The following is a 25,055-nucleotide window of genomic DNA, read 5'->3' on the forward strand; positions in this document are numbered from 1 at the left end:
ACAAGGGCAGATAAAGCTAGCAGTATGCACCATTCAAATTTCGAAACCTCAAAGAAAAAGGATGCACCTATAAGCAGGAGGAATAAGACAACATGAATCTTAAAATTCTTTTCTGTTTGTAACATGCGTTTTATTCCCTTGAACCCATATTTAAAACCTACGTTCATGATCATACTTTTGCTCAAAATAGGTAATTATTTGTTAATACAATTTAATGCAAGATTAATTGTGGTTTAACTGCGGTAACAAAGGAAGTAGAGACCTTTGTAAAAAAATAAACGCATGAAATTATTCTTAGGACTTACGAGCATTTTGGTGATCAGTGTAATGTTCATGTCTCTGGATAATTCTAAAAATGACGTAGAAAATAAAGAGCAGCTTGAAGAATGTAATGAGGTGCTGGATAGGTTGGCTGAGTTAGGGTCTAAATCTCTCTACTTAGAAATAAAGTGGTTAGAACTTGATGCAACTGAGAAGTTTGACCGCCTACAAGAAACAAATCAATTGTTTGGTGAATTTGAGTACTTGCAGTTATACCTGAAGGATCAAAATAAAATTAAATCGACGCTAAGCAGTATGCAAAACTATACTTTGGCGATGAGTTCGGAAGAACAACAGTGGCGTCATCTTAAAGCTTTGCGTAAAAGGATAGATAAAATGTATGGGGCTTTGGAGAAACTACAATTTGATGATAAGCAACTCTTCAAAGCCATAAATCTTCTAACACAACATCTCGAATCTTGGAATTTACATAGAAAATCTACCGTGTTGAAAGGGGTTGCAAAGGCTATAGCTCCTTTTAAACAAAAGACTACTCAGGATGAGGATACCCAGGTGTTTGATCAATTGGAGAAATTATGTTCTACCGTAGAATTGGTGCAAAGTAAAGATGCAGAAGGCTTGTATTTGCTTAGCTTGAAATCTGCCCTCAGCGATATTGAATATTTTTTAAAGAATACGGGAAAAGAGGAATCATATAATAAAGTGTAACATGGAAGCATTAACACAAGAAAGAACAAAAAGAATCTTATCGAAGAAATCGGCGTTGTTGTTGAGTATTTCAGTAACTCTTGCGGCTATGGTAGTAGAGTTTGTCTACGGTGTTCTCTTAAATAGCGTAATGCTAAAAAGTGATGCCATCCATATGTTGTCGCATGCCTTGGCTTTACTCATAGCTCTTTTTGCCATCTTGTACACAAAGAATTTATCAGAAGAAAAAGCCAAGAAAGTAGAGGCATTGTCTGCTTTTACGAATGCATTGCTCATCTTCGCTTTTGTGCTTTGGATAGTCGTAGACGCAGGCATTAAATTCATGCATTTGGAGGAAATGGAAACCTCCCAGCTACTTTGGGTAGCCATTTTTGGCTTAGGGGTTAATCTCCTTACCGCGCTTATTTTGTCTTTTGGAGGGATAGAAGATTTGAATACCAAGGGTGCCTTCTTGCACCTATTGGCAGACACATTTTCATCCATCGCAATTATTGTTGGTGCCTACCTTACCCAGTATTTCCACTGGTTTTGGTTAGATCCTGTTTTGTCATTAGTGATCGCATTTGTTGTGGCGAAGTGGGGAGTGGGTTTGATGAAAGAATCAACCAAGGTTTTATTGACAGAAAAGTAGAAGCCTCAATTGGGGCAGACTTCATTTGTTCTAGAATAATTACATTTAGAATTCGTTACAGAACAAATGAATTTATACTCGAATAAACAAAAGTGGAAGATTGTTTTGATGGTAGTAGCGCTCTGCTTAGTTGGAGCTTCGCTATTTCTATCTAATCGTATTGTTGGGAAAGTTGCCAAGCGAGAACGCGAACGTGTAACCCAATGGGCTGATGCTATTAAGAAAAGGGCTGAGTTGGTGAAACTAACCAACCGTTCTTTTGACGAATTGCGTACCAAAGAACGCAATGAGATGGAATTGTGGATAGAAGCAACCAAGGAGGTGAGTCAGAACACAGATTTTGGGAGTACGAAATCTTACGACTTACCGCTGAGAATAATAAATGCGAACAACAAAATTCCAGTTATAGTTTTAGATCAAAAAAGGCGCTATAGTCAGTCTAGAAATGTATCCTTAACGAAAGATAAATTGGCCACTGCTTTTCCTGAACTTTCCAAGCAGGAGGTAAAACAATTGTATGAAGACTCTATGGTAAATTTGGCCTTGAGCTGGCAGAAAATTAACCCAAGTTTTACGGTCGAAATCTATACGGATTTGTACATGACCTATTACTTTAATGAGAGTTTGAATATTACCCGACTTCAAAATGAGAGAGATTCTTTAATTCGTTCTTTTAATGAGGAATTAATTGATAACACAAGCTTTGTTCCCGTGGTATTAGTAAATGGAGATAAGGATAGTATCATCGCTCATAACTTAAAGAAGGAGGATATGGCGGCCTTGGATTTGAGTTCAGGTTGGAAGCCAGATGTATTTGGTAATATTCCCATTGAAATATCCTTTGCAGAGGACGAAACCAATTATGTGTACTATGATGACTCACAAGAGTTAAAGCAATTACAGTACTTCCCCTACATTCAATTCTTAATAATTGGACTCTTTATTTTTATTGGATACCTCATCTTTTCTACGTTTAGAAAGGCTGAACAAAATCAGGTTTGGGCAGGTATGGCCAAAGAAACAGCCCATCAGTTGGGAACACCTTTGTCTTCTTTAATGGCATGGACGCAGCTCTTAGAAACCATGGAAATAGATCCTTCTATTCCTCAGGAAATGAATAAGGATATTAACCGATTGACACAAGTTACGGATAGGTTTTCTAAAATTGGTTCAGGTGCAAAATTGGAGGAGAAAGATATTGTTGCCACGGTGGAAAATATGGTTGATTACCTCCGTTCGCGTATTAGTAATAAAGTCAATGTAAGTTTTAACAGTAGCGAACCCGTGATTATCATTGCGCACAATGTTTCTTTATTTGAATGGGTAATAGAAAATATCTGCAAGAATGCGGTAGACGCTATGGAAGGTCGTGGAGAGTTGAAAATTCACGTATTCCAGGAGAAAGGAAAGGTGAACATAGATATACAAGATACAGGAAAGGGGATGACTTCTAAAGAGCAGCGCATTGTTTTTCAACCAGGATTTACCACCAAGAAAAGAGGTTGGGGATTAGGCTTGAGTTTAGTAAAGCGCATCGTACAAGATTATCACAAGGGCCGAGTGTTTGTACTGAAATCGGAAGTAGGAACAGGAACAACTTTTAGAATAAGTTTAAACATATAAAAAAAGGAGGTCGTTAATGACCTCCTTTTTTGTGTATGAATTATTTTATCCTTGCCTAAAATCTAAAGGTGAATCCACCCAATACTTGGAAACCTTGTACAGGGTAGTTGTACCATCTGTTGTAGCGTTGTGCAGCAAAGTTGTTAAAGTTGATGTAAGCAGAGAAACGTTTATTGTATCTGTATTCAAAGCCTAGGTTTGCATCTACAATTGTTCCTAAAGCAACACTGTAAATACCATCTTCTAATTCTGCGTTTTCAATTGTTGCATCGTATACCAAGGCTCTTCTTCCAGCTTCGGCACCTACTGTTAAGTTCAATAAGAACTTGTCAAATAGGTTATACTCTCCACGTAGAATGATTTCTAACTGCGGTAAATTCCAAGCGTAAGGATTGTTTCTTGCTTGATAAGAATTAAATCTACCAATGGCGTCTACCTTCAACTTTTCATTTTGTTGGTAAGTCAAAGAAGCTTCTAATTTCGTGATGTTGATAGTATCGTAAATCACGGCAAATTCGGTTTGCGCGCTGTAAGTTGTATCATTCACAAACAGTGCTTTATTTCTGTTTGATGAGAACGAAGCTGAGAGATTAAACGCAATGCGTTTGCTCAATGTTCCTTTGATACCAAAGTAAGCATTCAACGCCTGAGATTCATTGTCTAATCTAATGTTAGAAAGCAAGAATTCATTCTCATTACTCAAACGCGAGTAGGTGTTTTGTTTCAATTGTCCATTCAAACCTGCGTAAGGAATAAATAGGTCATTTAACATGCTGTACTTTGCTTCTAAAATTGGGTAGAAGTGTGCTTTTGTTTCGTCGTGACTATCAATAGTAACATCAAAACCAGCTGTTGCTCTCAACTTTTTATCCTTACTGTAAGTGGTAACGGTTGGTTTCAATTGAAAGATCAAATTAGAAGAAACAAAACCTGTATCTAAGGGTGAGTTAAGATCAATAAATTTGTTCTCTTCCCCGTATTGATAGTTGTTGTATTTTACATTGAAGGCTGCTTTAAATACTTCATTGTTCAACCTGTATTTCCAGTCAGATGTAATGGTAAAGTTATTTTCTCTCGCTCTCCATTTTGCAATACTATCCGCATGTTTCTTGTCGAAGAAATTGTAATAACTCGCACCAATAACATAGTTCAATTCTGCTGAGTCTTTTTTGTGCGACTCATACAAAGCATTGAATCCGATTTGTTGAAAACGATTAGCAATACTATCTCTATTCGCGTTTTTGTCTTGAAAACCGTAGTGATGTAAACCTAAATTATTATAGTTGACTTCTCCGTATAAACTGTACTTCTTCTCGTTAATTTGACCAAATACAGAACTTTTGGTTCTGTCGTATTGAGAAGGAGCGTAGTTAGACATATTGTTGAAAGAACTAATATGACGTGCCTCCAGACCCCAAACATGTTTACGAGAGCGGAGTGAGTTATAGTACAATTCTCCCAAGGTAATTAAATCACTTCCAATCCCCACTTTTGCATAACCCCTATACAACTGATCTAGTTTAGGGTTAATGTTTACACGAGCAGGGTTAATCTGATCTAAGGTAAATGAAGTTTCGTGCTTCAAAGAGAGAAGGGGATACTCTATAGTTGGAGCAGGAATAACAGAATCCTTTTTCACAGGTCTGTCGGAAATACGGTAAGCCTTCTCAATAGGGCGTTGTCCTTTCGTAGTTAACTGAACGTCTTCTTGCGAAAAGGCAAAGCTTACTGAGATGAGTGCTAGTGCTAATACGCTTAATTTATTCATCATTACCTCCTTCGTCGTTAATTTCTATTGTATCAACCCCTTCTTCTTCTATCTGTTTTGGGGTATTTTGTAATTGTTCAATTTCTGCAGCTATCGCATTGGCTTCGTCCAAAATACCGTCTTCTTGGTTCGGGTAGTTTTGAAGAATTATATCTACTGTGCTCTTCGCTTGGAATAATTCATCTGTTGCCATTAAAACGTTTGCGTGTAATAAGAGAGATTTTGCAATCCAATAATCGTAAGCCGGTTTACGCTTTAATAATGACTTATGCTCGGCGTTTGCTTTTTCATACTCCTCTTGTAAGAAGTAAATTTTGGCAATGGTATATTGAGCTTCAGAACCTCTAGCATCTCCAGCGTTCTTAGATAACCATTTTAAGTAAACAATTGCTTCGTCATATTCTTCAACGTGGAAAGAAGAGAGTCCAACAATATAGTAAGCTTGTTTCTCTATGTCATCAGAAACTTGCTTGTCTTGCATCACTTTTAAACCGGCTACGATAGCATTTTCGTAATTTTCTAAGAGATAATTCGTACGCATTAAACCTATACGTGTGTTGTAGATAACCTCTGGGGTAGAAGCAATTTTCTCCAATTTTACATAGTAGGGTAAAGCGCTTTCATAATCTTTCGAATTATAGTAGTATTTCGAAGTGCGAATCAAAGCTAATTCTGTGTAAGAAGAGTAACTATCATTAATGATGTCATCATATACCTCCATGGCCAAACGCATACTGTCTATGTTGTAATAAGCATCCGCCAAATAATTGCGGATTTCAACGGCATATTTTCCTTGAGGGAAATTCTGAATATATCCGTTCAATCCTGGTATAGCATCTTCATACCTTTCTTCGTTATAGGCGACTACACCGTTTTTGTAGTAGATCTCCTCTTCTGCATCGTCTGAGATATCAGCACAAGGATAATCAACTCTTAATTGTCTAATTTTTTCAATCTGAGAAAGTTGTTCGTAAATGGCCACCAAACCTTTAGTAGCGGGTTTACAAACACTGGTGTCTCTTGCGCTATATTCATTTAAAACACGTTTAAAGTAGCTTTCAGATGCCGCGTATTCTTCTTGTTTGTATTTGATATCTCCAATCAATAATAAAGCATCTTTCACCAATAAATTACTTGGATAGTCTCTGGCCAATTGTTCAGCATAGCGAATAGCATCTTTGTAATTTTTAGAACGGTAATAGGCAATTGAAATATCGTAAACTGCGCGGACTGTATAAACTGAGTTTTTGTAGTTGTTTACAATGTCCAAGAGAGATTTTACAGCATTTTCTCTGTCGTTCAACCAGCTGTAAGCTTTGGCTTGGTAGTAACGAGATTTATCTTCTGCACCTTGTCTCAACTGGATAGAAGACTCGTAATTCTGTACGGCTAATTTGTAATTTTCTCTTCCTCCAATGTAGTAAGTAGCGTCTCCAATTCGAGCATAAGCATCCGCCAACTTGTTTTTGTTGGCAATGTTCCCTAAACCTGTGTAGGTTCTAAAGGCCACTAAGGCTTGCTCATAGTCTTCATCATTGAAGTAAGCATATCCGATATTGTAGTATGCATCTTGCTTTAAGTTAGAGGTATAGTTTCCAGGAATGGAAAGGAAATTTCTGTATTCTAAAATAGCTTGTTGATTCTTACCTTGTAAATAGTAAGCTTCTCCCGTCCAGTAGACAGACTCACCTAAGATGTCTGCATTGATAGGATAGTTCCCCACCTTTTTAAAAGTTGCAATTGCTTCCGAATATGAACGTTGTTCTAATAACTCTAACCCTCTGTTGTAGGCAATAATTTGATATGCAGATTTTAATTTGATGTTTAAGCTGGGTAAGTTTTCTAATGAAGTTAACGCCGCTTGGTAATTTTTAGTGTTAGAATACACATTCACCAAATATTGGTAAACATCATTTTTTCGCTTAGAATTTGGATACTTTTTCAAGTAAGTTTCAAAAGCTACGATGGCCTGACTATATGGGTTGTAATCTAATTTGTAGGATAAAACTGCACTGTTGTACAATGCGTCTTCTTGTACGGTTTCATTGAAATCGAGTTCAGAAGCTTTAAAGAAGGCTGTTCTTGCGAAATCGAGGTTTTCCATCTTTAGGTAACATTCACCGGCATGGTACATTGCGGTTTGACCTAATTCATCGCTTGTTCTAGCAACGCGTTCAAACTTCTTGCTTGCTTTTGCATAGTTACCACTTCTGTAATACGCATAGGCCAATTGGTAATCGTCTTCGCGAGAAGTTTGTGCCGAGGCATTGTATTTTTCTAAATAAGGAACAGCCTCGTCGTATTGCTCCACTTTGTAGTAAGCATCTCCGATGAGGTGATTTAAATCTGCCTTATCTTTGTAGGTGTCATTGCTCCCTATTTGCGGAGCAAGTTCAGTTACTTTGTCGTACTTCCCTTGCAGGTAGTAAATTTGCGTGATGTAGTAAGGAACCAAAGCGGCAAAACTTTCATCTTCTTTTAAAGTTTCGAATCCTTCTAAGGCTACTTGGTATTGTTCTTTTTGGTAAGCGATATGAGAGTAGTAGTACAATGCTGGGTGAGCGTACTGTGATACTCCATCCTTAATTTCGTAAAAAGCGTTTCTAGATTGTTCAAATTTTCCTTCTTGAAAACAAGCGTATCCGAGCTTGAAATAGAAAGCATCTTTATCGTCCTCAGCTATATCATTCACATTAGTTTTCTCATACCAAACGATACTCTCATCGTATTTTTTCTTTTGGTAGAAGTAGTTCCCAAGCTTAAAGTAAATGTTGTTTTTGTAGATGGATTCTGGATAGTCCGTATTGAACTGAATTAACAAATCCACAGCATCATTGTTGAACAATTCCAGGGCTGCTAAACCTTCGTAATATCTGGCTTTGATATACGCCGGATCATTTGATTTTTCTGGAAAAGAAAGGATGAAATCGTGAAAGCTTTTCCTTGCTGCACTGTATTGCTGCTTTTCAAAGAGTTCTTCGGCACTGTAGAACAAAGCATAATCACTTCTATAGGCTTCGGTTTGTTGTGCCAACATCGAAAAATTAAGACCTACAACAAGTGCAAGGAGGAATAATATTCTATAACGCATAGTTTCCTTTTATTTTAATTATGTAAAATTAATAGGGATTAGCGCTGGCTTGGCTCCAAGTAGTGAAAGTTTTAAACGCGAATCTGTTAAGATTGTTTTATATACAACGCAAAGTATTGAAGGAGATTTTGCAATTTTACAAAAAAGAGAGTCGTGAGTGTTATAGAAATTAGTGCAGGAAAGATTTATCAGCGCAATAGCTTGGTTCTAGATAATATCAACTTTAAGTTGGATAAAAATGAGTTTGTCTATGTGATTGGTAAAACGGGTTCTGGAAAAAGCAGTTTCTTAAAAATGCTCTACGGTGAGTTGAGTTTGGCGGATGGAACAGGTCATGTTTCTGAATTTGATTTACGTAAACTCAAGAAAAAGCAAATCCCCCTTTTACGTCGTGATATTGGTATCGTTTTCCAAGATTTTCAATTGTTGATGGATAGAAGTGTGAAGAAGAATTTACTCTTTGTACTTAAATCAACAGGTTGGAGAAAGAAAAAAGAAATGGAAAAACGTGCTTTAGAAGTTTTGGCTATGGTGGGTGTGGAACACAAGGCCGAACGCATGCCCCATGAATTATCTGGAGGTGAACAACAACGTGTAGCTGTGGCGAGAGCATTGTTAAATAGTCCTTCTCTAATCTTAGCCGACGAGCCTACGGGTAATCTAGATCCAGAAACCTCTGAGGAAATCATGAAATTGTTGACGGCAATCGCGCAAGAAGGAACCTCTGTGCTCATGGCTACACACGATATGGCCTTGGTAGATAAATTTGGAGGTAGAGTATTAAGGGTTGAAAATGGAGGAATCAAAGAAATTTCGTCCATCAACAATTTCAACCCCTTTGAGGCTATGCCTTAAGTTTGGCCTTATCCATACAAAGCTCTACTAATATACCGTCTGTACTTTTAGGGTGTAAAAAGGCGATGACTTTATCGTCTGCACCAGCTTTAGGTTGGGTATGAATCAATTGAAATCCTTCTCCTTCTAAACGTTCAATTTCTGCCTGAATGTCTTCCACGTCAAATGCAATATGGTGTATTCCTTGTCCTTTTTTCTCTAAGAACTTGGCAATAGGACTATCTGCTTTCGTTGCTTCTAATAATTCTATTTTAGATTCACCAATTTGATAAAAGGCAGTTTTAACACCTTCGCTTTCTACTTCTTCAATTTTATAGCATTCAGCATTTAAAAGTTTGGCGTAAATCTTACTGCTTTCTTCTATGCTTTTTACGGCAATTCCTAAATGTTCTATTTTCTTCATGGCCTAAAAATAAAAAATCCCACTTTTTAAAAAGCGGGATTGATTGAGTATTTATTTTTTTATAATCCGTTCTGTGGTATTGTCATAGTTCAAATGATAGAGTCCCTTTTTCAAGGAGGTACATGCTACAATTTCACCATATCCTTTTTTTACAATGTTTCCGTAAGCGTCAAACAATTCGTAACGCGTGGGGGATGCTTTCTTTTGTTTGTTGACAAAGCGTATCTCCTCGTCAATTTTATTACTGGCTAAGAAAACTTCATCGGCATTCGATTCAAAGATTATTTCAGGACTTTTGTTTTTAATACCTGTATGGTCTATCTGTACAACTCTTATTTTGTTGGTCCCAGAATGAGGGGTGATTTGGAATGAGTAACTGTTGATATCTGGTGTTCCTAAACCTTCAACTTCTCCAACAGTAATCCATTTATTCCAACGGTATTGCTCTATTTTAAATGGAATTTTTCCTTCTTCATTTTTTGTTGACCAAGAAATGACACCTTCTTCCGTTGCAGAAATTTCTTCTGTCGTAAAAGTGGAAGAGTGTAATAAAACCTCTGGATTTAAAATTTTTGGTTTACAATCATCGGAATGATAGATAACAATAAATACAGGAGTTCCAATGGGTAAGTCTAACTGCGAAAAATCTATAATAAATGCTAGACGGTTTATGTTTGCTGGTAAAATTTGGTCATTTACAGTGATTCTCGTTGCACAGAAACCAAACCCATCCGGTGTCTCAGGATTTTGAACATATAGATTTCTTCCTTGGTAGGTTCCTTCTATAGAAAGGTTAGCACAAGATAAATGCGCAAACCAGAATATAGTAGCAAGTGTAAAAAAAAGTCTCATTGTAATGGTGAAACGTTAAATGTTCGTATGCAATATTAACGTCTATTTTTGTAAAAAGCAATATGGTAGTTGTTTTTTAATATGTATTATTGTATCAGGGATTAAACCCTAGGACTTCAGAAGTTAAACCCCGTTCAACTAACTTCTTAACTCTAGAATATGAAACTACTTTATTACTACGTCATATCTTTTATCATATTACTGTTCTCCTGTTCAGAAAAGAAGGAATCTAAAACTTTTGAATACGCTGGAGGATGCTTCAAAGCAGCCATTGAATTTAACCCTACAAATGTTGTAGTTGAAAATGTGAATGATATGGCTACTGACATGGTTGTTCATCAGGTTTTGGAAGGACTTTTTGAACTTGACGACAAAAATTTACAACCTGTTGAAAGACTTGTGAAGAGCTACACCATGGAAGAAAATGGCAAAGTCTACAGGTTTCAACTTCGAGAAGACGTTTATTTTCATCCACACTCTTTGATTGGTGATCGTCATCGCCTTACCATGGATGATGTCTTATCTACTTTTGAACATGCCTGTAAGTCCAAAGCTGATAGTGGTCCCAGCGTATTGTATCAATTGGTTTTTGAAGGAAAAGTAAAAGGAGCGATAGAGTACTATAAAAATGAAGCCGACCATATATCGGGCATGTACGTGGAGAAAGATGAATTGGTAATGGAGTTGGTAAATACGGATTTTAATTTTTTAGAAAAACTTTGTGTTCCATCAGCTAAAATTTTACCCAAAGAAATTGTGGAGGCAAATCAAGGTTCTTCTCTTATAGGAACCGGGCCATTTATTTATGAAGGAACGCAGTTGTTCGGGGATGATCAAGCGGTTTTACTCACTAAAAACCCGAAGTATTACCTCATGGACGAACAAGGGAATAGTTTACCTTACTTGGATTCTGTAATGTATTTCATAGAGTCTAAAAACCTTAAGCAATTAACTTATTTTGAGGAAGGTAAGATTCACTATGTTCAAGATATTCCACCTGGGCGTATTGCTATGATGTTTGAAGCCTACCAAGATGAGTTTTTCAACGAACCTCCCCAAATTTTATTGAGGCGTAAGCCCATGCTTGGAACGCAGTATTACGGACTTAATATGGAATCTCCAGCACTAAAAGATGTGCGGGTGCGCAAGGCCTTAAATTATGGGTTGGATAAAGAGCGCATAGTGAAGGAAGTTCTACATGATCGTGCTTATGGCGCAGGAAATAGAGGAGTTGTTCCGCCTTATGTTCTGCAAGATTATGATGTGAATGACAGTTTACTGATAGGCTATCAATTTGATTTAAAGAAAGCACAAAAATTGATGGCTGAAGCTGGATATCCGAAGGGAGAAGGTTTTCCAACGCTGAAATTAATTTTTGATAAAGGTACTATTCATGCAGCCATCGCCTCAGAATTTGCAACGCAGATGGAGCAAAATCTTGGAATTCAGGTCAATTTAGAAGGTTTTTCTTATCAACAAATGAATGATGTAGTGGAAAAAGGTAATGTTGATATTTTTCGTTCTTCGTGGTATGCCGATTATAAAAGTCCCGAAAGTTTCCTAAATTGTTTCAATAGTTTATTGTTGACCGATAAAACGGGTACAATTTCTAAGATCAATAAATCAAAATATAAAAATTCAAGATTTGATGAGTTTTTGAAAAAAGCTCTAATTTCTGAAGATGAATCAGAGCGGTTAAGTTTATTTGCTCAGGCAGAGCAAGTTCTGCTTGCAGAAGTTCCTTTCATCATTTTATGGTATGACGAATCAATAACCTTAACCTACTCGAAAGTGAGGAATTTGGCGGTAAATGAGATGAATATATATTATCTTGACCGCGTTTATTTTAAAGATTGGACCGTTGAAGAATACCAACAGTCTCTTGGTGTCAAAGGTTAAAAACGAAAGCTTATGAGGATATTTTTACTTACGCTAGTAATCTCGTTGTGTGCAAATATTACTGGAGCACAGATTACCCAAAATGTTCGTGGAACGGTAGTCGATAATGAAACGAAATTTCCTCTGATCGGAGCTAAAGTACAAATCTTCACCGAAGATACGATACAGTTATTCAGAGCACTTGTTGATGAAAACGGGAGTTTCAGAATAAAGAATGTTCCAATTGGTAAACACAAGTTGGTGGCAACCTACATGTCTTATGAAACAAAATCAGTTCCTGTTACAGTAAACTCAGGTAAAGAATCTGTAGTGAATTTAGAGATGTCAGAAGAGGTCTTTGAAACGGAAGAGGTGCAAATTGTAGCCCAGAGAAAAGGGGAAGTATTGAATGAAATGGCCACCGTTTCGGCACGTCAATTTTCAGTAGAAGAAACAGATAGATATCCTGGATCGCGTTCAGATCCCGCTAGAATGGCGTCGAATTTTGCCGGAGTTCAAGGTGCTGATGACTCTAGAAATGATATTGTTATTCGAGGGAATTCACCGCTTGGTTTATTGTACAAAGTAGAAGGAATTGATATTCCCAATCCCAACCACTTTAGTACATCTGGTTCTACGGGTGGACCTGTAAGTATAATCAACAACAAAATACTTGGTAACTCAGACTTTTTCATGTCGGCTTTTCCAGCCGAGTATGGAAACAGTACCTCAGGAGTGTTTGATTTAAAGTTGAGAAATGGTAATCAATCCGTACATGAATTTACCGGTCAATTTGGATTCTTAGGTACTGAAGTTATGGCGGAAGGTCCTATCAATAAGGATAAACGTTCATCTTATATAGTTATGGGAAGGTATTCAACACTGAGTATCTTTCAATCTTTGGGAATAAGCATAGGAACAGATGCAGTGCCTATTTACGGTGATGGTGCCTTTAAATTGAATTATCCCCTAAAAAAAGGAGGTGCAATTAGCGTATGGGGAATGGGAGGTAAATCTCAAATTGATATTAAGATTTCTGACCAGACCGAATTAACCGATGAGGTATACGGAGAAGGAGACAGAGATCAATATTTCGGGACATCTATGGGAGTTGTTGGTTTGAGTTACAAAAAACCAGTGAGTACACGCACTTTCCTTTCGGCGACCTTCGCAGTTTCTGGAGATGAGCAGCATTCGCGTCACTACTTACTAGAAAGATCTTTAGATACGAGTTATATAGGAGGACAAGAAAAAATCACTATACGCACAGATTCCATTTATCAATTGATGGGTTATCAATTTTATAATACGAAGCTTTCGGGATATTTTAGTGTAAACCATAAAATCAATAAAAAGCACATCTTAAAGGCGGGTATAAATATGGATGCTATCTATACCAATAATGTTGATTCTGTTTTGAATGAGACGGGAGATGCGTTTAAGCTAAGGCATGATTTCGCCGGTGCTTATACCCTGATTCAACCTTTTGTTCAGTACAAATGGAAGGTGAACCCTAAAATGGACTTTACAGCAGGTTTACATAACCAATATTTTTCATTGAGTAATTCTTTAAGTGTTTTAGAACCGAGGTTAGGATGGAAATATGTGCTTAAAAAGAATCAAGTTATTACCGCAGGAGCAGGTCTACATTCTCAAACCCAGCCCTTGTATTTATACAGTTATCAGCAGTACGATGGTGATGGTAATCCTGTTCGACACAACAAGAATATGGATTTCACGAAAAGTATTCATTCGGCGATTGGTTATGAGCGAAGCTTTAAGAAAGGTCTAAATGTGAAAGCTGAGACGTATTTCCAGTATCTCTACAATGTACCGGTAGAGATAGAAAGTTCTGCCTTAAGTTTAATAAATATGGGGAGTGGTTTTCAAAGATTTTTTCCAGACTCACTTCAAAATACTGGAACAGGTAGAAACTACGGTATAGAACTTACGATCCAAAAGTACTTTAATAAATCATTCTTCTTTTTAATCACAGGGTCTCTTTACGATTCCAAATATAAAGGAAGCGACGGTGTTGAAAGAAATACAGACTATAACGGAAGTTATACGGTAAATGTATTGGGTGGAAAAGAGTTCAATTTCAAAGGAAATCAATCTATTTCTCTTGGGTTAAAATGTACTACAGCTGGAGGTAAACGTTATGGGTATGTTGACGTTGAAGCTTCCAAAGAAGCGCAAGAGTTAGTGTTCCTCTCAGAGGGTTACAACACGCGTCAGTTTAAAGATTATTTCCGTTTAGACGTAAAGGTTAACTACAAATTAAATACAAAGAAAATTACGCATGAAATAGGGTTGGACTTGGTGAATATTTTGAATACCAGAAACCTCTTAGGATTGGCTTATGCTCCAAACTTAAGCAATCCTTCTGCGGAACCTATTGCAGAAAGAACGCAGTTAGGGTTTTTGCCAATTTTCTATTACCGCATCGATTTTAAGCTTAAAAAATAGCAACATTACAAGCGGATTTGCGTTTATATTTATATGAACATGAATAAATACACGCCGCTTTTCATTTTATTGGTGTTTGGACTATTCTTTTCTTGTAAGAAGAAGGTAGACGAACCATCTGATAATGGAACAGGTGGAGGCGGGTCATCCGTTGCGGCAAAAAGTTTCAAGGCTGAGGTAAATGGTAACTTGTGGCAAGCCACTGATGTTACGGCAAATTTCGATAATGGGCTTGTTACGCTTAGCGGAAGTAATGGAAGTGCTAGTTTTAGCTTTTCTGTAAATCAAGAAGGGCAAGGTTCTTACTTGTCTCCAACCTCTGTGAGTACAATGAGCTATACCGCAGGATCAACCGCTTCTGAGGATATAGAAGGAACCTTGGTTATTTCTTCCATAGATACGGGAAACAAGCGTATATCCGGAACTTTTTCAGGGCAAACCAACAATGGTATTCAAATCACTTTAGGAGAATTTACATCAATTCCTTATTCAGGTGTTTACAGTGGAGCGGGAATACCCGTAACCCAAACAGGAGCAGTAAATTTAGATGGAGTAGCTTTTAACCCAGATATACTCACAGGGAACCAAGGTTTTGGTCGTATTGCTATCAACCTTGCTAGAGGAAGTGATAATTACACAGTAGGGTTGAATTTAATAGAATCAATTGCAGCCGGTGAGTATGCATTATCGGGCCAAGGAGATTATAAGGCGAGCTTTTCTACTTCAGGTGCGTTAAACGATCAGTATGTAGCTGGAAATGGAACCTTGCGTATTATTGCGCACAATACACAAAACAGTTACTTGGTTGGAGAGTTTGATTTTACAGCTGTTCCAAGTGCAGGAAGTACGAGTACCAATACTTATACGTTAAGTGGAGGAGAATTCGGAATCAATTATTAGAAAATAGAAACCAATAAAAAAGGGCGATAATTAATTATCGCCCTTTTTTGTTAAGTATTTTACTTATTTGCAATGTGCAAGGATAGATTCGAAGAATGCTCTTCCGTCTTCATTTGCCAAAGCTTCATCAGCAGCTCTTTCTGGGTGAGGCATCATTCCGAATACGTTTCTACCTTCATTAGTAATACCAGCAATGTTGTTGATAGAACCATTAGGGTTGAATTCTTCAGAAGTATCTCCATCTTTAGAGCTGTATCTAAATAAGATTAAATCGTTATCTTCTAATTTCTTAATTGTTGCGTCATCAGCGAAGAATCTTCCTTCACCGTGAGCGATAGGAATTTGGTAAGTTGCGTTTGCATCCAAATCTTTCGTGATTGCAGATCCATTAGAGGCTGGCTTTAAGTATACATTTTTACAAATGAACTTTTGGCTGTTGTTGTGCAACAACGCTCCATCCAATAAACCACTCTCAGTTAAAATTTGGAATCCGTTACAAATACCCATTACGTAACCACCGTTGTTTGCATGCTTAATTACTTCTCCCATAATCGGAGATAATTTTGCAATTGCTCCAGAACGCAAGTAATCTCCGTAAGAGAATCCACCTGGTAATACGATAAAGTCACACCCTTGAAGGTCAGTGTCTTTATGCCACAATTGAACAACTTCTTGATTTAAAATAGTTTCCAAAACGTAGACCATATCTTGGTCACAATTAGATCCTGGAAAGGTAACAACACCAAATTTCATATTATAAATTTTAAATGCACCTAAACGTGCAACTTTTAAAAGTTAGGGCAAAAGTAATTAATTCTTACGCAAGGACGATCAATAAATAAAAAATTTAGCCACAGAAATTAACAGGAGGGTTAAAATCAAGACTTCTACCAGTCCTTTTATGCGCAATGAGAGATAAGAATAAGGAAGTATGAAAGCGAGAGGTACAGTAAGCATGCTGCTATAGTATACAGAACCTCCAAAGGCTAAACTAAGTCCAACACCTATACTTAAAAACAAGGTTAAACTTAAGGTGATATTTCTTAATTTTTTGAAACGAATTGAACTTGTCTTACTTCTTTTAAAAATACCCATGAACCCAAAACAGAGCAAAATCCCAACAGTGATACTCGATACGATAAATAACAACAAGTTTTCACCCGTAAATTGAAACTTATCTAACAAATGGAATAAGTTTTTTGATAGTTCTACATCAAAAACGAGTAGATAAATGAAGGGAAGGAAGAATCCAAGTAGGAGTAAGAGGTATTCTCTCAACACAAAGGGACGTATAAATTTTAAACTCACCATAACACTTGGAAGCACCATGATGTATAATGGATTACATACTACGGCGAGTGCAGAAAATAGGCCCATGTTAAAACTCTTCTTGCGCGCATCTCCTTGTGGGTTCAGAGAGTAGAGTTGGTATAAGATGAGTAATACAAAACTCTGCGCTAATACTTCTCCTGTTAAATAAACCGAGTGCGGAAAATAAAGATTCAGCAATAGGTAAATGAAGGCAGGTATGTAATTGCTCTTGATCCAAAATTCATGTGAATTAAAAATAAAATTCAGGAAGATGGCATTGGCCAAGAGTAAAACAAGCGTTAAATAATTGCTCCATGGTTTAAACGCATTGAAGTAATACCCCGTAATATTTGTATCACTGTTTATCCCCGCTTGGAAATAATCATAATTGAACTCAAATACTAAATGCGCAATGAGAATTAAGGGCAATAATGCCAATACTAATGGCTTGTTATTTGAAAAAAAATGGAGCATTGAGCAACGAAGATAGAAACTATATAAAGAACTTTAATTTTTTTATTTACTTTTGTTCAAAATTGAATACGATGAACTCAAACACTATATTTGAAGCAATAGCAAGTTTCTTGCAATGGACATTTGGAATTTTCGAAGTAATTGGAAATTCATTCAACAACGCAATGATCGTTTTAGGATTCATTGGATTGATTTTCTGGTTGAGAACTCAAAAGAAATTCAACGATGAAGCAGCGAACAATCCAAATCAAATGAAATAGTTGTTTGATTACAATATTTAAAAACCCGATGTACATCCTACATCGGGTTTTTTATTGCATTAAAAATAATTGTGTACTTACTGAATGTAAACTACTTCTTTGTTCACCTCTTCTTCTACAATCTTAATAATTCCTGTACCTTTTAAAACATTGCTATTGGCATCCGTAACTTCTGCAGCGATGTCTAATACTGCAAAACCGGCTTGACCTAATTTGAAATTTTCTGTAAAGTCAAAAGAAGCAACCCCAAAGGTATCTGTGGTCAACGTGTCTCTTAAAACAACGTCTCCGTCTTTATTTGGGGTTTCCGTAGAAGATCCATATATAATTACACGAACACCGGGTACTACTTGGTTGTCGCTATCTTTTACAGTGATATCGGCAAAGGTGGGTTCTTTATCTCCACAAGAGAATAGAAAAAATAAGGAGAGGAGTAAGGTGAATTGGTGTTTTCTTTTCATAACATTGATTTTTGGTGATACAAAAAAAGCTTCTTGGAAAAGAAGCTTTTATAATGATATATGTAAGGGAGGGATTACTGAATGTAAACTACTTCCTCATTAATTTTTTCTTCTTCAATTTTAATTGTTCCTGTACCAGATAAGGTATTTCCATTTTGGTCAGTAACTTTTGCATCGATGTTTAACACTGCAAAACCAGCTTGACCCAATTGAAAGTCTTCCGTGTAATCGAAAGCTGCAACACCAAAAATATCTGTAATTGCCGTGTCTACTCTTGTTACCGGTTTCGGGGGAGTTTCAGTAGACTCTCCGTACAAAATAACTGTAACACCAGGAATAACTTTGTTGTCTACATCCTTAACCGTAATGTTTGCTATTGTTGGTTCTTCTTCTCTACATGCCATGAGAGAAATACCCATTAAGGCAAAAAGAGATAATGTTTTTAATGACTTCTTCATAATCTTATTTTAATCTTATTCTGGTAAGTAAACAGTGATTACCTGAGTAATATGTTGTCTTGCTTTTAATTGTTTTTGGTTTTGTGATTCATCACTCCAAACTTCTTTGTCTTCATATTTTACAAGTACATCGAAGTAAGCTACTTTTTCTGCCTCCTTATCGTACCTTTCAAATAAACTCGATAAATCGAATGCTGCAAATCCTGAAGCATTGGTAGTTAATGTGTCTGTGTAACTCGGTGTTGCAGGGTCAGAATCTTTATCTCCCACAATAATTACCGTTGCATCACTGATTAACTGGTTGTTATAGTTTCTTACAAATACCTTTCCTACAGAAGGATCTTTTTCTTGACAAGATGAAAGGAGTAATACACCTACCATCAAAAAAGCAAAAAGGCTTACTAGTTTTTTCATATTCTTGGTTTATTTAGAATAACAAATTAATGCTAAACACATCCTACAAATATATAACATTCCTCATCAAAAGAGGTTGCTTATAAAAAGGACTTATTCAATGTTCTTTGCTCCTTAAACAGTTAACGGACTTAAAAAGTTACAATCATGGCCAAAAATAAATTTATTTCGGGCTTGATTTTCAATTTTTTGAAAAGAAGCTAAAGAATTAAAACGAAGAAAAGCTTTGCGGAGTATATTGTGGTAGTTCTCCTTTATTTAGATACCTATGGTTGTAATAGTTTTCTTAAATTCGCAGACACATAATAGCAGAAGGCTATTAACTGTAAATACTAAGAAAGAATACTTGTGATGAAAGAGCAAATCAGCGCAATAGAAGAGGATATTAAAGCATACGAAATAAAGGACGCAGCAAGTCTTGAAAAATTTAGAATAGAATTTTTAGGTTCTAAGAATAGAATTAAAGATTTGTTTGCTTTGTTGAAAACAGTTCCAAACGAAGAAAAAAGAGCGGTTGGACAGTTGATCAATGGAGTAAAAGTACTTGCTGAAACAAAGTTCAATGAACAAAAAGAAGTTTTAGAAAATTCGAGCGAAGAAGGAGAGAAGATTGACTTTTCTCGTCCGGGAGATCCTTTAGAAGTTGGTTCGCGTCATCCTATTGCTTTGGTAAGATCTGAAATTATCGAAATATTTAATCGTATTGGTTTTAGTGTTTCTGAAGGACCAGAGATTGAAGATGATTGGCATAATTTCTCTGCTTTAAACTTTCCACCAGAGCACCCTGCTAGAGATATGCAGGATACTTTCTTTATTGAAAAAGGAGAAAATGAAATGGCTTTGCGTACACACACTTCATCTGTTCAGGTGCGTGTAATGGAAAATGGTGAGGCTCCAATTCGTACAATTTCTCCAGGAAGGGTTTACAGAAATGAAGCCATCTCGGCACGTGCGCACTGTTTCTTCCACCAAGTGGAAGGGTTGTACATCGATAAGGATGTTTCTTTTGCTGATTTGAAACAAACTTTATTGTACTTCGCACAAGAGATGTTTGGAGAAAAAGCTCAAATTCGTTTGCGTCCATCTTACTTCCCATTTACTGAACCAAGTGCAGAGGTAGATGTATCTTGTACAATTTGTTCTGGAAAAGGATGTAATGTTTGTAAATACACAGGTTGGTTAGAGATTTTGGGATGTGGTATGGTAGACCCTAATGTTTTAGAGGCGTCAAACATAGATCCAAAAGAATACTCTGGTTATGCCTTCGGTATGGGTATAGAGAGAATTGCTCAATTGAAATATAGAGTGAACGATTTACGTTTGTATTCTGAAAACGATGTTCGTTTCTTGAAACAATTTACGTCAGCACTTTAAGCATATTATTATGGGATTATTTACACGATCTAAAAGAGAGGAGCTTTCTTGGAAACCCTTGAACCAAGAAAACGCAATTGCAGAAATAGTAGAAGCTTCGAAAGAGCAAGCGCAACTTATCTTTAAGCATAGTACGCGTTGTTCTATCTCTTCTATGGCTTTAAATAGATTTGAAAGTGAATGGCCCAATGATGCAAATTGCACTATTTATTTCTTAGATTTGATTGCCTTTAGAGCAGTTTCGAATAAAGTAGCGGACGAGTTGAAGGTAGAACATCAATCACCGCAAGCGATACTTATTCAAAATGGAGAAGTGACCTATCATGCGTCGCACTCAGCGATAAGAGCATCTGAAATTTTAGAGAAATTATGAAAGCAGTTATAATAGATGATATGGAAGCAGCGCGTACTGCGCTCAAAGCTGATTTGGAGAGTTACTGTCCAGAAATTGAAATAATTGGTGAGGCACAAGGAGTGGTTTCTGGTGCTAAATTGATTAAAGATGTGAGTCCAGAATTAGTGTTTTTGGACGTACAAATGCCAGATGGTTCTGGTTTTGATTTGTTGGAGATTTTACCGCAATTGGATTTTGATGTCATCTTTACTACAGCTTCAGATGCCTATGCTTTAAAAGCGTTTAAAGTTTCGGCAGTTGATTATTTAATGAAACCTATTGATCCGGACGATTTGATGGAGGCCGTGAAAAGAGCCAAAGATCAAAACAATAGTTCGGAGCGTTTGAGTTTGTTAAAGGAGAATATGCAAGGTTCTAAAAAGATTGCCTTGAATACCCTCGAGAAAATTCAAATCGTAAACATAGAAGATATCATTCGTTGTGAATCGAGTGTAAACTATACGACCTTCTATTTCATGGATGGTACGAAGCTATTGGTAACTAAAACGTTGAAGGAATTCGATAAAATGTTGTCTGAATATAACTTCTTCCGCGTGCATCAATCGCATTTAATTAATACAGAGTTCATCAAAGAGTTTTTGAAAACAAATGGTGAATTGGTGATGAAAGATGGAACTAAAGTACCCGTGTCTACACGTAAAAAGGCACAGGTGATGGAGATGTTAAACAACCTATAAATGAAAATTTTAAAATCGATATTGGCCTTCTTAACCGTGGGCCTTTTTTTTGTTGGCTGTGAAAATGATACGCCTTCAAAATCTACATACCGTCCTTTGTTTGAAGCAAAGTTTAAAAGTCCAAACAACAACGTTTACTACAACACAGGAATGCCCATTCCCGTTCAACTTGCTTTCGATTCTACAAAAATTGAGAGTTTCAAACTTTGGTTAAACGATAGTGTAATTGTTAATCAGCATTTTGGAGGTAGGTTTTTTGAAAAGACTGTGAAATCTAACGACTTGACATTTGGTTCGCACCGTTTGACCTTAGAAGCAAAGTTGAAAGATGGAAAGGTGGTTAAAGATTCTAGAAATATTCGCGTGCTTTCTAAAACTGAGCCTGAACGTTGGGAAGCAGTGGTAGAAAAAGCGTTGCCACATAATACTACTTCGTATACGCAAGGTTTAGAGTTCTACAAAGGAGAATTGTATGAAGGAACTGGACAGTACGGAAGAAGTAAATTGTTGAAAGTACTTAAAGAAAGAGGTGTTACCTTGAAAGAAGTAAGTTTGGAAGGCCAATATTTTGGAGAAGGAATTACAATTTTAGAAGACAAGGTGTACCAATTGACATGGAAGGCGAAGACTTGTTTTGTATATGATGTGAATACATTTGAGGAAATTAAACGATTGGCTTATCCTACAGAAGGTTGGGGCTTATGTAACGATGGAGAGCACATTATTATGTCTGACGGTTCACATAAGATTTACTTTAGAAACCCAGAAACTTTTGGTGTTGAAAGAGAAATCGAAGTGTTTACGAACAGAGGACCTATCGGGAACTTGAATGAATTGGAATACATAGACGGAAAGATTTACGCCAATGTTTATACTTCTAATAGAATCGTAGTGATAGATCCGAATACGGGTAATGTAGAAAGTGTAATTGACTGTGATTTATTAGCACTAGACCACCGAGGTAGTGGAGAAGTGTTGAATGGAATAGCTTATAATTCGGTTTCGAGGAAGGTGTATCTCACCGGTAAAGAATGGCCCGAGTTACTCGAAGTTAGTTTTAAAAAATAATAAAAGAAGTCCTCAAATATTTTGGGGACTTTTTAATTTTCAGGATATTGGAGTATGAAATATCTACTTGTAACAATCGGAATATGTAGCCTGCTTTTTTCCTGTAACGATGCAGGAGGGAAAGTCGGTGGCCCTTGTCATTATGCAACGTTTGAATTCAAATCTGTAGGCTTAGGGTGGGATGATGATAGCTATAAAATCTTCCGTTTCGAATCCTTGGAAACTAAGCGCAGTTACGGTTTGGACAGTTTAGAAATGTTAGACCATGGATTGTCTATAGAAGACCTCAAAGAAGGAGGGAACTATAAATTAGTCATTCGTGAAATCACCGAAGGATCTTGTGTTCCTTTTGAGATTAAAGATATAGAGCGATTAGATTGAAGATTAGGCTTTTTTAATTCCTTTGAAAAGTCGGCTAATTTGTTTCCTAAACAAAAACATGAGGATGATGTAAGGAACGGCCATGATATAAAGGATACCTTGGTTGATGTTGGTGGTATTTGTAATTCCTAAAATTTCAGCATCCTTATCTACACCGCTAGCTTCAGCTACCAATTTACATTGAGAACATTGAGCATCTCCTAAAAAGACAAAAGCTCCTATAAATACTGCTGTTAAAATTACTGACTTCCAATTCATAGTACAAAAATAGGGTATATCTCTAAAAGCAGGGGATGGATAAGGACAAAAATTAAGTTTTGTTGATCAGTATCAATTTCTGCCAGTGGTTGAAACGGTACCCCACAGCCTAGATGTTTTTTGAAACATATTAAAGTAGAGCGACAGGAGAAGCTCTAATGAAATGATGTTGAAAGAACCTCTTGGCGAGGAGTTAAGTGGAAGACACGCCCGGGCGGCCTTATTGAAATGCGCCTAGTGGTAAATTTCCACAGTTCAAGTTCTTTGGACTAATTTAAAATGACGATATTTGCCAAAAAAATTTTCTTATGTCTAAAGTTGTTACACTTAACGAATTTATATTGGATAGACAGGATGATTTTCCTTTTGCAACAGGAGAGTTATCGCGTTTATTAAATGATATTGCCTTGGCCTCTAAAATTGTAAATAGAGATGTAAACCGTGCTGGGTTGGTTGATATTTTGGGAGCTCAAGGAAATACAAATGTACAAGGAGAGGAGCAACAAAAATTAGATGTAATTGCTGATGAGGCCTTCATTAAGGCATTTCAAAATGGTGGTGAAGTTTGTGGTATTGCAAGTGAGGAAAATGATGATTTCGTTGCCTTTGAAAGTGAAGCTGCGAAAAATGGGAAGTACGTTGTGTTATTTGATCCTTTAGATGGGTCATCTAACATAGATGTTAACGTTTCTATTGGAACTATTTTCTCTATCTACAGAAGAAAATCTGCGGTAGGTACATTGGCAACTGAAGAAGATATGTTGCAGAAAGGAACGGAGCAGGTAGCTGCAGGTTACGTAATTTATGGTTCTTCTACAATGTTGGTATATACAACGGGTAAAGGGGTGAATGGATTTACATTGGACCCTTCTATCGGTGAATTCTGTTTGTCTCACCCAGATATCAAAGCACCAGAAACAGGACGTTTATATGCGATTAACGAAGGGAACTTGAATAGATGTCATCCAGGGTTGAAAGATTACTGTGAGTACGTTCGTCAGGATGACCCATCAACAGGAAGACCTTATTCTGGACGTTATATTGGTTCTTTAGTAGCAGACGTTCACAGAAACTTGATTAAGGGAGGTGTTTATGTATACCCTTCAACAACGAATTCTCCAGAAGGAAAATTAAGGTTGATTTACGAATGTAATCCATTGGCATTTATCATTGAACAAGCTGGAGGATTGGCAACAGATGGTAAGAATAGAATTATGGAGATTGAGCCAAAGCGTTTGCACCAAAGAGTAGATTACTACGCAGGTTCTAAACAAATGGTTGAGAAGATTCACGAGTGTTTACGCGCAGCGGAATAGAAAATATATAAGACAGAAAAAGGGAGGTAATTAATTACCTCCCTTTTTTATTAATCTACCTTTTTCAAGGTTAATATTACTTTTCTTTCATCGTTCATCAAATAAAGGAGGCCTTCTTTGTATTGATAATGCTTCACTTGATTGAAAGCTTTGTGAAATGCGTCTGCAATTGGCATTGTTTCTTCACAGTACATTTTAGTAGCCATAGCCATACCAAAAGTGATATCCGTGTCAGTGAGCAAATTAATTGATGCGCTGTAATTGTTGCAAGCATCTTTACCAAACACTTGGTTTTTTGTTGTGTTGATTTCCATGGTTGGAGCGATACTTAAATCCTTGATTTCTCCGTACCCAGAAATATTGGTTATTACATAGATATCGTGAATTTGTAGTTTTGGATCTAAAGTTTTAGAAAGCTCATTCACCAAAGTATATTTAATTGTCGATGCGTCAGCTGGAACTTCTGATGGGTCTAAAACGGTTTTCTTAACTTCTAATTGATAGATGTATCCCGGTTCGTAATCGAAACCTTCAATGCCGTCGTAGAAATTTTGCCAAACATCGGTTAAACTATCTCCGTGCTGTACAAGTAAACATTTTTGAGGCCCCACTCCAACGCAGTCAGTTTGAGAACTGTTTACCCACATTGTTTGCGTTTTTGATTGGTGTTTAAACATACTACACGAACTTAGTATGAGTATTGCGAGAACGAATTGTAATAACTTCAT

Annotated in this window: 26 protein-coding genes; 14 read left to right on the plus strand and 12 right to left on the minus strand. The window is 36.8% G+C overall.

Annotated features, from left to right (window positions below; all coding sequences use genetic code 11):
- Window positions 1–173 (minus strand): diacylglycerol kinase family protein (locus tag AC22ZQ_RS01260; protein WP_413468661.1); only part of this gene is annotated, 173 nt, incomplete at its 3' end.
- A 109-nt stretch (window positions 174–282) separates the two neighbouring features.
- On the opposite strand from AC22ZQ_RS01260, the gene AC22ZQ_RS01265 reads away from it, so the two are divergent.
- The 3 genes from AC22ZQ_RS01265 to AC22ZQ_RS01275 all read left to right on the plus strand — a co-directional run bounded on the left by AC22ZQ_RS01265 (window position 283) and on the right by AC22ZQ_RS01275 (window position 3,244).
- Window positions 283–990, plus strand: coding sequence for a hypothetical protein (locus AC22ZQ_RS01265; RefSeq protein ID WP_318956759.1), 708 nt, complete (start codon window positions 283–285; stop codon window positions 988–990).
- Window position 991: 1 nt separating this feature from the next.
- Window positions 992–1,621, plus strand: a complete 630-nt coding sequence (locus AC22ZQ_RS01270) for a cation diffusion facilitator family transporter (RefSeq protein WP_318956760.1) — start codon at window positions 992–994, stop codon at window positions 1,619–1,621.
- Between the two features lie 66 nt (window positions 1,622–1,687).
- Complete coding sequence (locus tag AC22ZQ_RS01275) at window positions 1,688–3,244, plus strand: sensor histidine kinase (protein ID WP_318956761.1); 1,557 nt, start codon at window positions 1,688–1,690, stop codon at window positions 3,242–3,244.
- A 55-nt stretch (window positions 3,245–3,299) separates the two neighbouring features.
- Here AC22ZQ_RS01275 and AC22ZQ_RS01280 read toward each other — a convergent pair whose 3' ends face one another.
- Window positions 3,300–5,015: a TonB-dependent receptor gene (locus AC22ZQ_RS01280; protein WP_318956762.1), complete on the minus strand. Its 1,716-nt coding sequence runs from the start codon at window positions 5,013–5,015 to the stop codon at window positions 3,300–3,302.
- Window positions 5,005–8,103 (minus strand): tetratricopeptide repeat protein, encoded by a 3,099-nt coding sequence (locus AC22ZQ_RS01285; protein ID WP_318956763.1) that lies wholly within the window; start codon window positions 8,101–8,103, stop codon window positions 5,005–5,007. Before AC22ZQ_RS01285 ends, AC22ZQ_RS01280 begins: the two co-directional genes overlap by 11 nt.
- Window positions 8,104–8,256: 153 nt before the next feature.
- Between AC22ZQ_RS01285 and AC22ZQ_RS01290 the strand changes: the two genes are divergently transcribed.
- The gene (locus AC22ZQ_RS01290) at window positions 8,257–8,958 is read left to right on the plus strand and encodes a cell division ATP-binding protein FtsE (RefSeq protein ID WP_318956764.1); all 702 of its coding nucleotides are present in this window, start codon (window positions 8,257–8,259) and stop codon (window positions 8,956–8,958) included.
- Here AC22ZQ_RS01290 and mce read toward each other — a convergent pair.
- Window positions 8,948–9,361 carry a methylmalonyl-CoA epimerase gene (gene mce, locus AC22ZQ_RS01295; protein WP_318956765.1) on the minus strand — a complete coding sequence of 138 codons (414 nt, stop codon included), beginning with the start codon at window positions 9,359–9,361 and terminating at the stop codon, window positions 8,948–8,950. The genes AC22ZQ_RS01290 and mce overlap by 11 nt on opposite strands.
- A gap of 51 nt (window positions 9,362–9,412) precedes the next feature.
- A complete protein-coding gene (locus AC22ZQ_RS01300) occupies window positions 9,413–10,213 on the minus strand; it encodes a hypothetical protein (RefSeq protein ID WP_318956766.1) in 801 nt (266 codons plus the stop codon).
- Window positions 10,214–10,372: 159 nt separating this feature from the next.
- On the opposite strand from AC22ZQ_RS01300, the gene AC22ZQ_RS01305 reads away from it, so the two are divergent.
- Genes AC22ZQ_RS01305 through AC22ZQ_RS01315 form a run of 3 tightly spaced genes read left to right on the plus strand, consistent with a single transcriptional unit; the run spans window position 10,373 to window position 15,460 of the window.
- A complete protein-coding gene (locus AC22ZQ_RS01305) occupies window positions 10,373–12,112 on the plus strand; it encodes an ABC transporter substrate-binding protein (RefSeq protein ID WP_318956767.1) in 1,740 nt (579 codons plus the stop codon).
- A gap of 12 nt (window positions 12,113–12,124) precedes the next feature.
- Window positions 12,125–14,560 carry a TonB-dependent receptor gene (locus AC22ZQ_RS01310; protein WP_318956768.1) on the plus strand — a complete coding sequence of 812 codons (2,436 nt, stop codon included), beginning with the start codon at window positions 12,125–12,127 and terminating at the stop codon, window positions 14,558–14,560.
- Window positions 14,561–14,599: 39 nt separating this feature from the next.
- Window positions 14,600–15,460, plus strand: coding sequence for a DUF6252 domain-containing protein (locus tag AC22ZQ_RS01315; protein WP_318956769.1), 861 nt, complete (start codon window positions 14,600–14,602; stop codon window positions 15,458–15,460).
- Window positions 15,461–15,523: 63 nt separating this feature from the next.
- Here AC22ZQ_RS01315 and purQ read toward each other — a convergent pair whose 3' ends face one another.
- Window positions 15,524–16,213, minus strand: coding sequence for a phosphoribosylformylglycinamidine synthase subunit PurQ (purQ, locus tag AC22ZQ_RS01320; RefSeq protein WP_318956770.1), 690 nt, complete (start codon window positions 16,211–16,213; stop codon window positions 15,524–15,526).
- Window positions 16,214–16,291: 78 nt separating this feature from the next.
- Complete coding sequence (locus tag AC22ZQ_RS01325; protein ID WP_318956771.1) at window positions 16,292–17,245, minus strand: hypothetical protein; 954 nt, start codon at window positions 17,243–17,245, stop codon at window positions 16,292–16,294.
- A 71-nt stretch (window positions 17,246–17,316) separates the two neighbouring features.
- Here AC22ZQ_RS01325 and AC22ZQ_RS01330 point away from each other — a divergent pair, with 71 nt between their 5' ends.
- The gene (locus tag AC22ZQ_RS01330) at window positions 17,317–17,505 is read left to right on the plus strand and encodes a hypothetical protein (RefSeq protein WP_318956772.1); all 189 of its coding nucleotides are present in this window, start codon (window positions 17,317–17,319) and stop codon (window positions 17,503–17,505) included.
- A gap of 77 nt (window positions 17,506–17,582) precedes the next feature.
- Here AC22ZQ_RS01330 and AC22ZQ_RS01335 read toward each other — a convergent pair whose 3' ends face one another.
- The 3 genes from AC22ZQ_RS01335 to AC22ZQ_RS01345 all read right to left on the minus strand — a co-directional run bounded on the left by AC22ZQ_RS01335 (window position 17,583) and on the right by AC22ZQ_RS01345 (window position 18,838).
- Window positions 17,583–17,966: a hypothetical protein gene (locus AC22ZQ_RS01335; RefSeq protein ID WP_318956773.1), complete on the minus strand. Its 384-nt coding sequence runs from the start codon at window positions 17,964–17,966 to the stop codon at window positions 17,583–17,585.
- Between the two features lie 74 nt (window positions 17,967–18,040).
- Window positions 18,041–18,424, minus strand: a complete 384-nt coding sequence (locus tag AC22ZQ_RS01340) for a hypothetical protein (RefSeq protein ID WP_318956774.1) — start codon at window positions 18,422–18,424, stop codon at window positions 18,041–18,043.
- A gap of 15 nt (window positions 18,425–18,439) precedes the next feature.
- Window positions 18,440–18,838, minus strand: a complete 399-nt coding sequence (locus AC22ZQ_RS01345; protein ID WP_318956775.1) for a hypothetical protein — start codon at window positions 18,836–18,838, stop codon at window positions 18,440–18,442.
- A gap of 351 nt (window positions 18,839–19,189) precedes the next feature.
- Here AC22ZQ_RS01345 and pheS point away from each other — a divergent pair, with 351 nt between their 5' ends.
- Genes pheS through AC22ZQ_RS01370 form a run of 5 tightly spaced genes read left to right on the plus strand, consistent with a single transcriptional unit; the run spans window position 19,190 to window position 22,753 of the window.
- Entirely contained in the window at window positions 19,190–20,212 is a 1,023-nt protein-coding gene (gene pheS, locus AC22ZQ_RS01350; protein WP_318956776.1) for a phenylalanine--tRNA ligase subunit alpha, read from the plus strand.
- A 10-nt stretch (window positions 20,213–20,222) separates the two neighbouring features.
- Window positions 20,223–20,585, plus strand: coding sequence for a bacillithiol system redox-active protein YtxJ (gene ytxJ / locus AC22ZQ_RS01355; protein ID WP_318956777.1), 363 nt, complete (start codon window positions 20,223–20,225; stop codon window positions 20,583–20,585).
- A complete protein-coding gene (locus AC22ZQ_RS01360) occupies window positions 20,582–21,304 on the plus strand; it encodes a LytR/AlgR family response regulator transcription factor (protein ID WP_318956778.1) in 723 nt (240 codons plus the stop codon). Before ytxJ ends, AC22ZQ_RS01360 begins: the two co-directional genes overlap by 4 nt.
- The gene (locus tag AC22ZQ_RS01365) at window positions 21,305–22,372 is read left to right on the plus strand and encodes a glutaminyl-peptide cyclotransferase (protein ID WP_318956779.1); all 1,068 of its coding nucleotides are present in this window, start codon (window positions 21,305–21,307) and stop codon (window positions 22,370–22,372) included.
- Between the two features lie 54 nt (window positions 22,373–22,426).
- The gene (locus tag AC22ZQ_RS01370; RefSeq protein WP_318956780.1) at window positions 22,427–22,753 is read left to right on the plus strand and encodes a hypothetical protein; all 327 of its coding nucleotides are present in this window, start codon (window positions 22,427–22,429) and stop codon (window positions 22,751–22,753) included.
- 3 nt (window positions 22,754–22,756) lie between these two features.
- On the opposite strand, the gene AC22ZQ_RS01375 is transcribed toward AC22ZQ_RS01370, so the two are convergent.
- Window positions 22,757–23,011, minus strand: coding sequence for a hypothetical protein (locus tag AC22ZQ_RS01375; protein ID WP_318956781.1), 255 nt, complete (start codon window positions 23,009–23,011; stop codon window positions 22,757–22,759).
- Between the two features lie 308 nt (window positions 23,012–23,319).
- Here AC22ZQ_RS01375 and fbp point away from each other — a divergent pair, with 308 nt between their 5' ends.
- Window positions 23,320–24,327 (plus strand): class 1 fructose-bisphosphatase, encoded by a 1,008-nt coding sequence (gene fbp / locus AC22ZQ_RS01380; RefSeq protein ID WP_318956782.1) that lies wholly within the window; start codon window positions 23,320–23,322, stop codon window positions 24,325–24,327.
- Between the two features lie 50 nt (window positions 24,328–24,377).
- On the opposite strand, the gene AC22ZQ_RS01385 is transcribed toward fbp, so the two are convergent.
- Entirely contained in the window at window positions 24,378–25,055 is a 678-nt protein-coding gene (locus tag AC22ZQ_RS01385) for a DUF4377 domain-containing protein (protein WP_318956783.1), read from the minus strand.

The organism is Lishizhenia sp. (assembly GCF_057456495.1).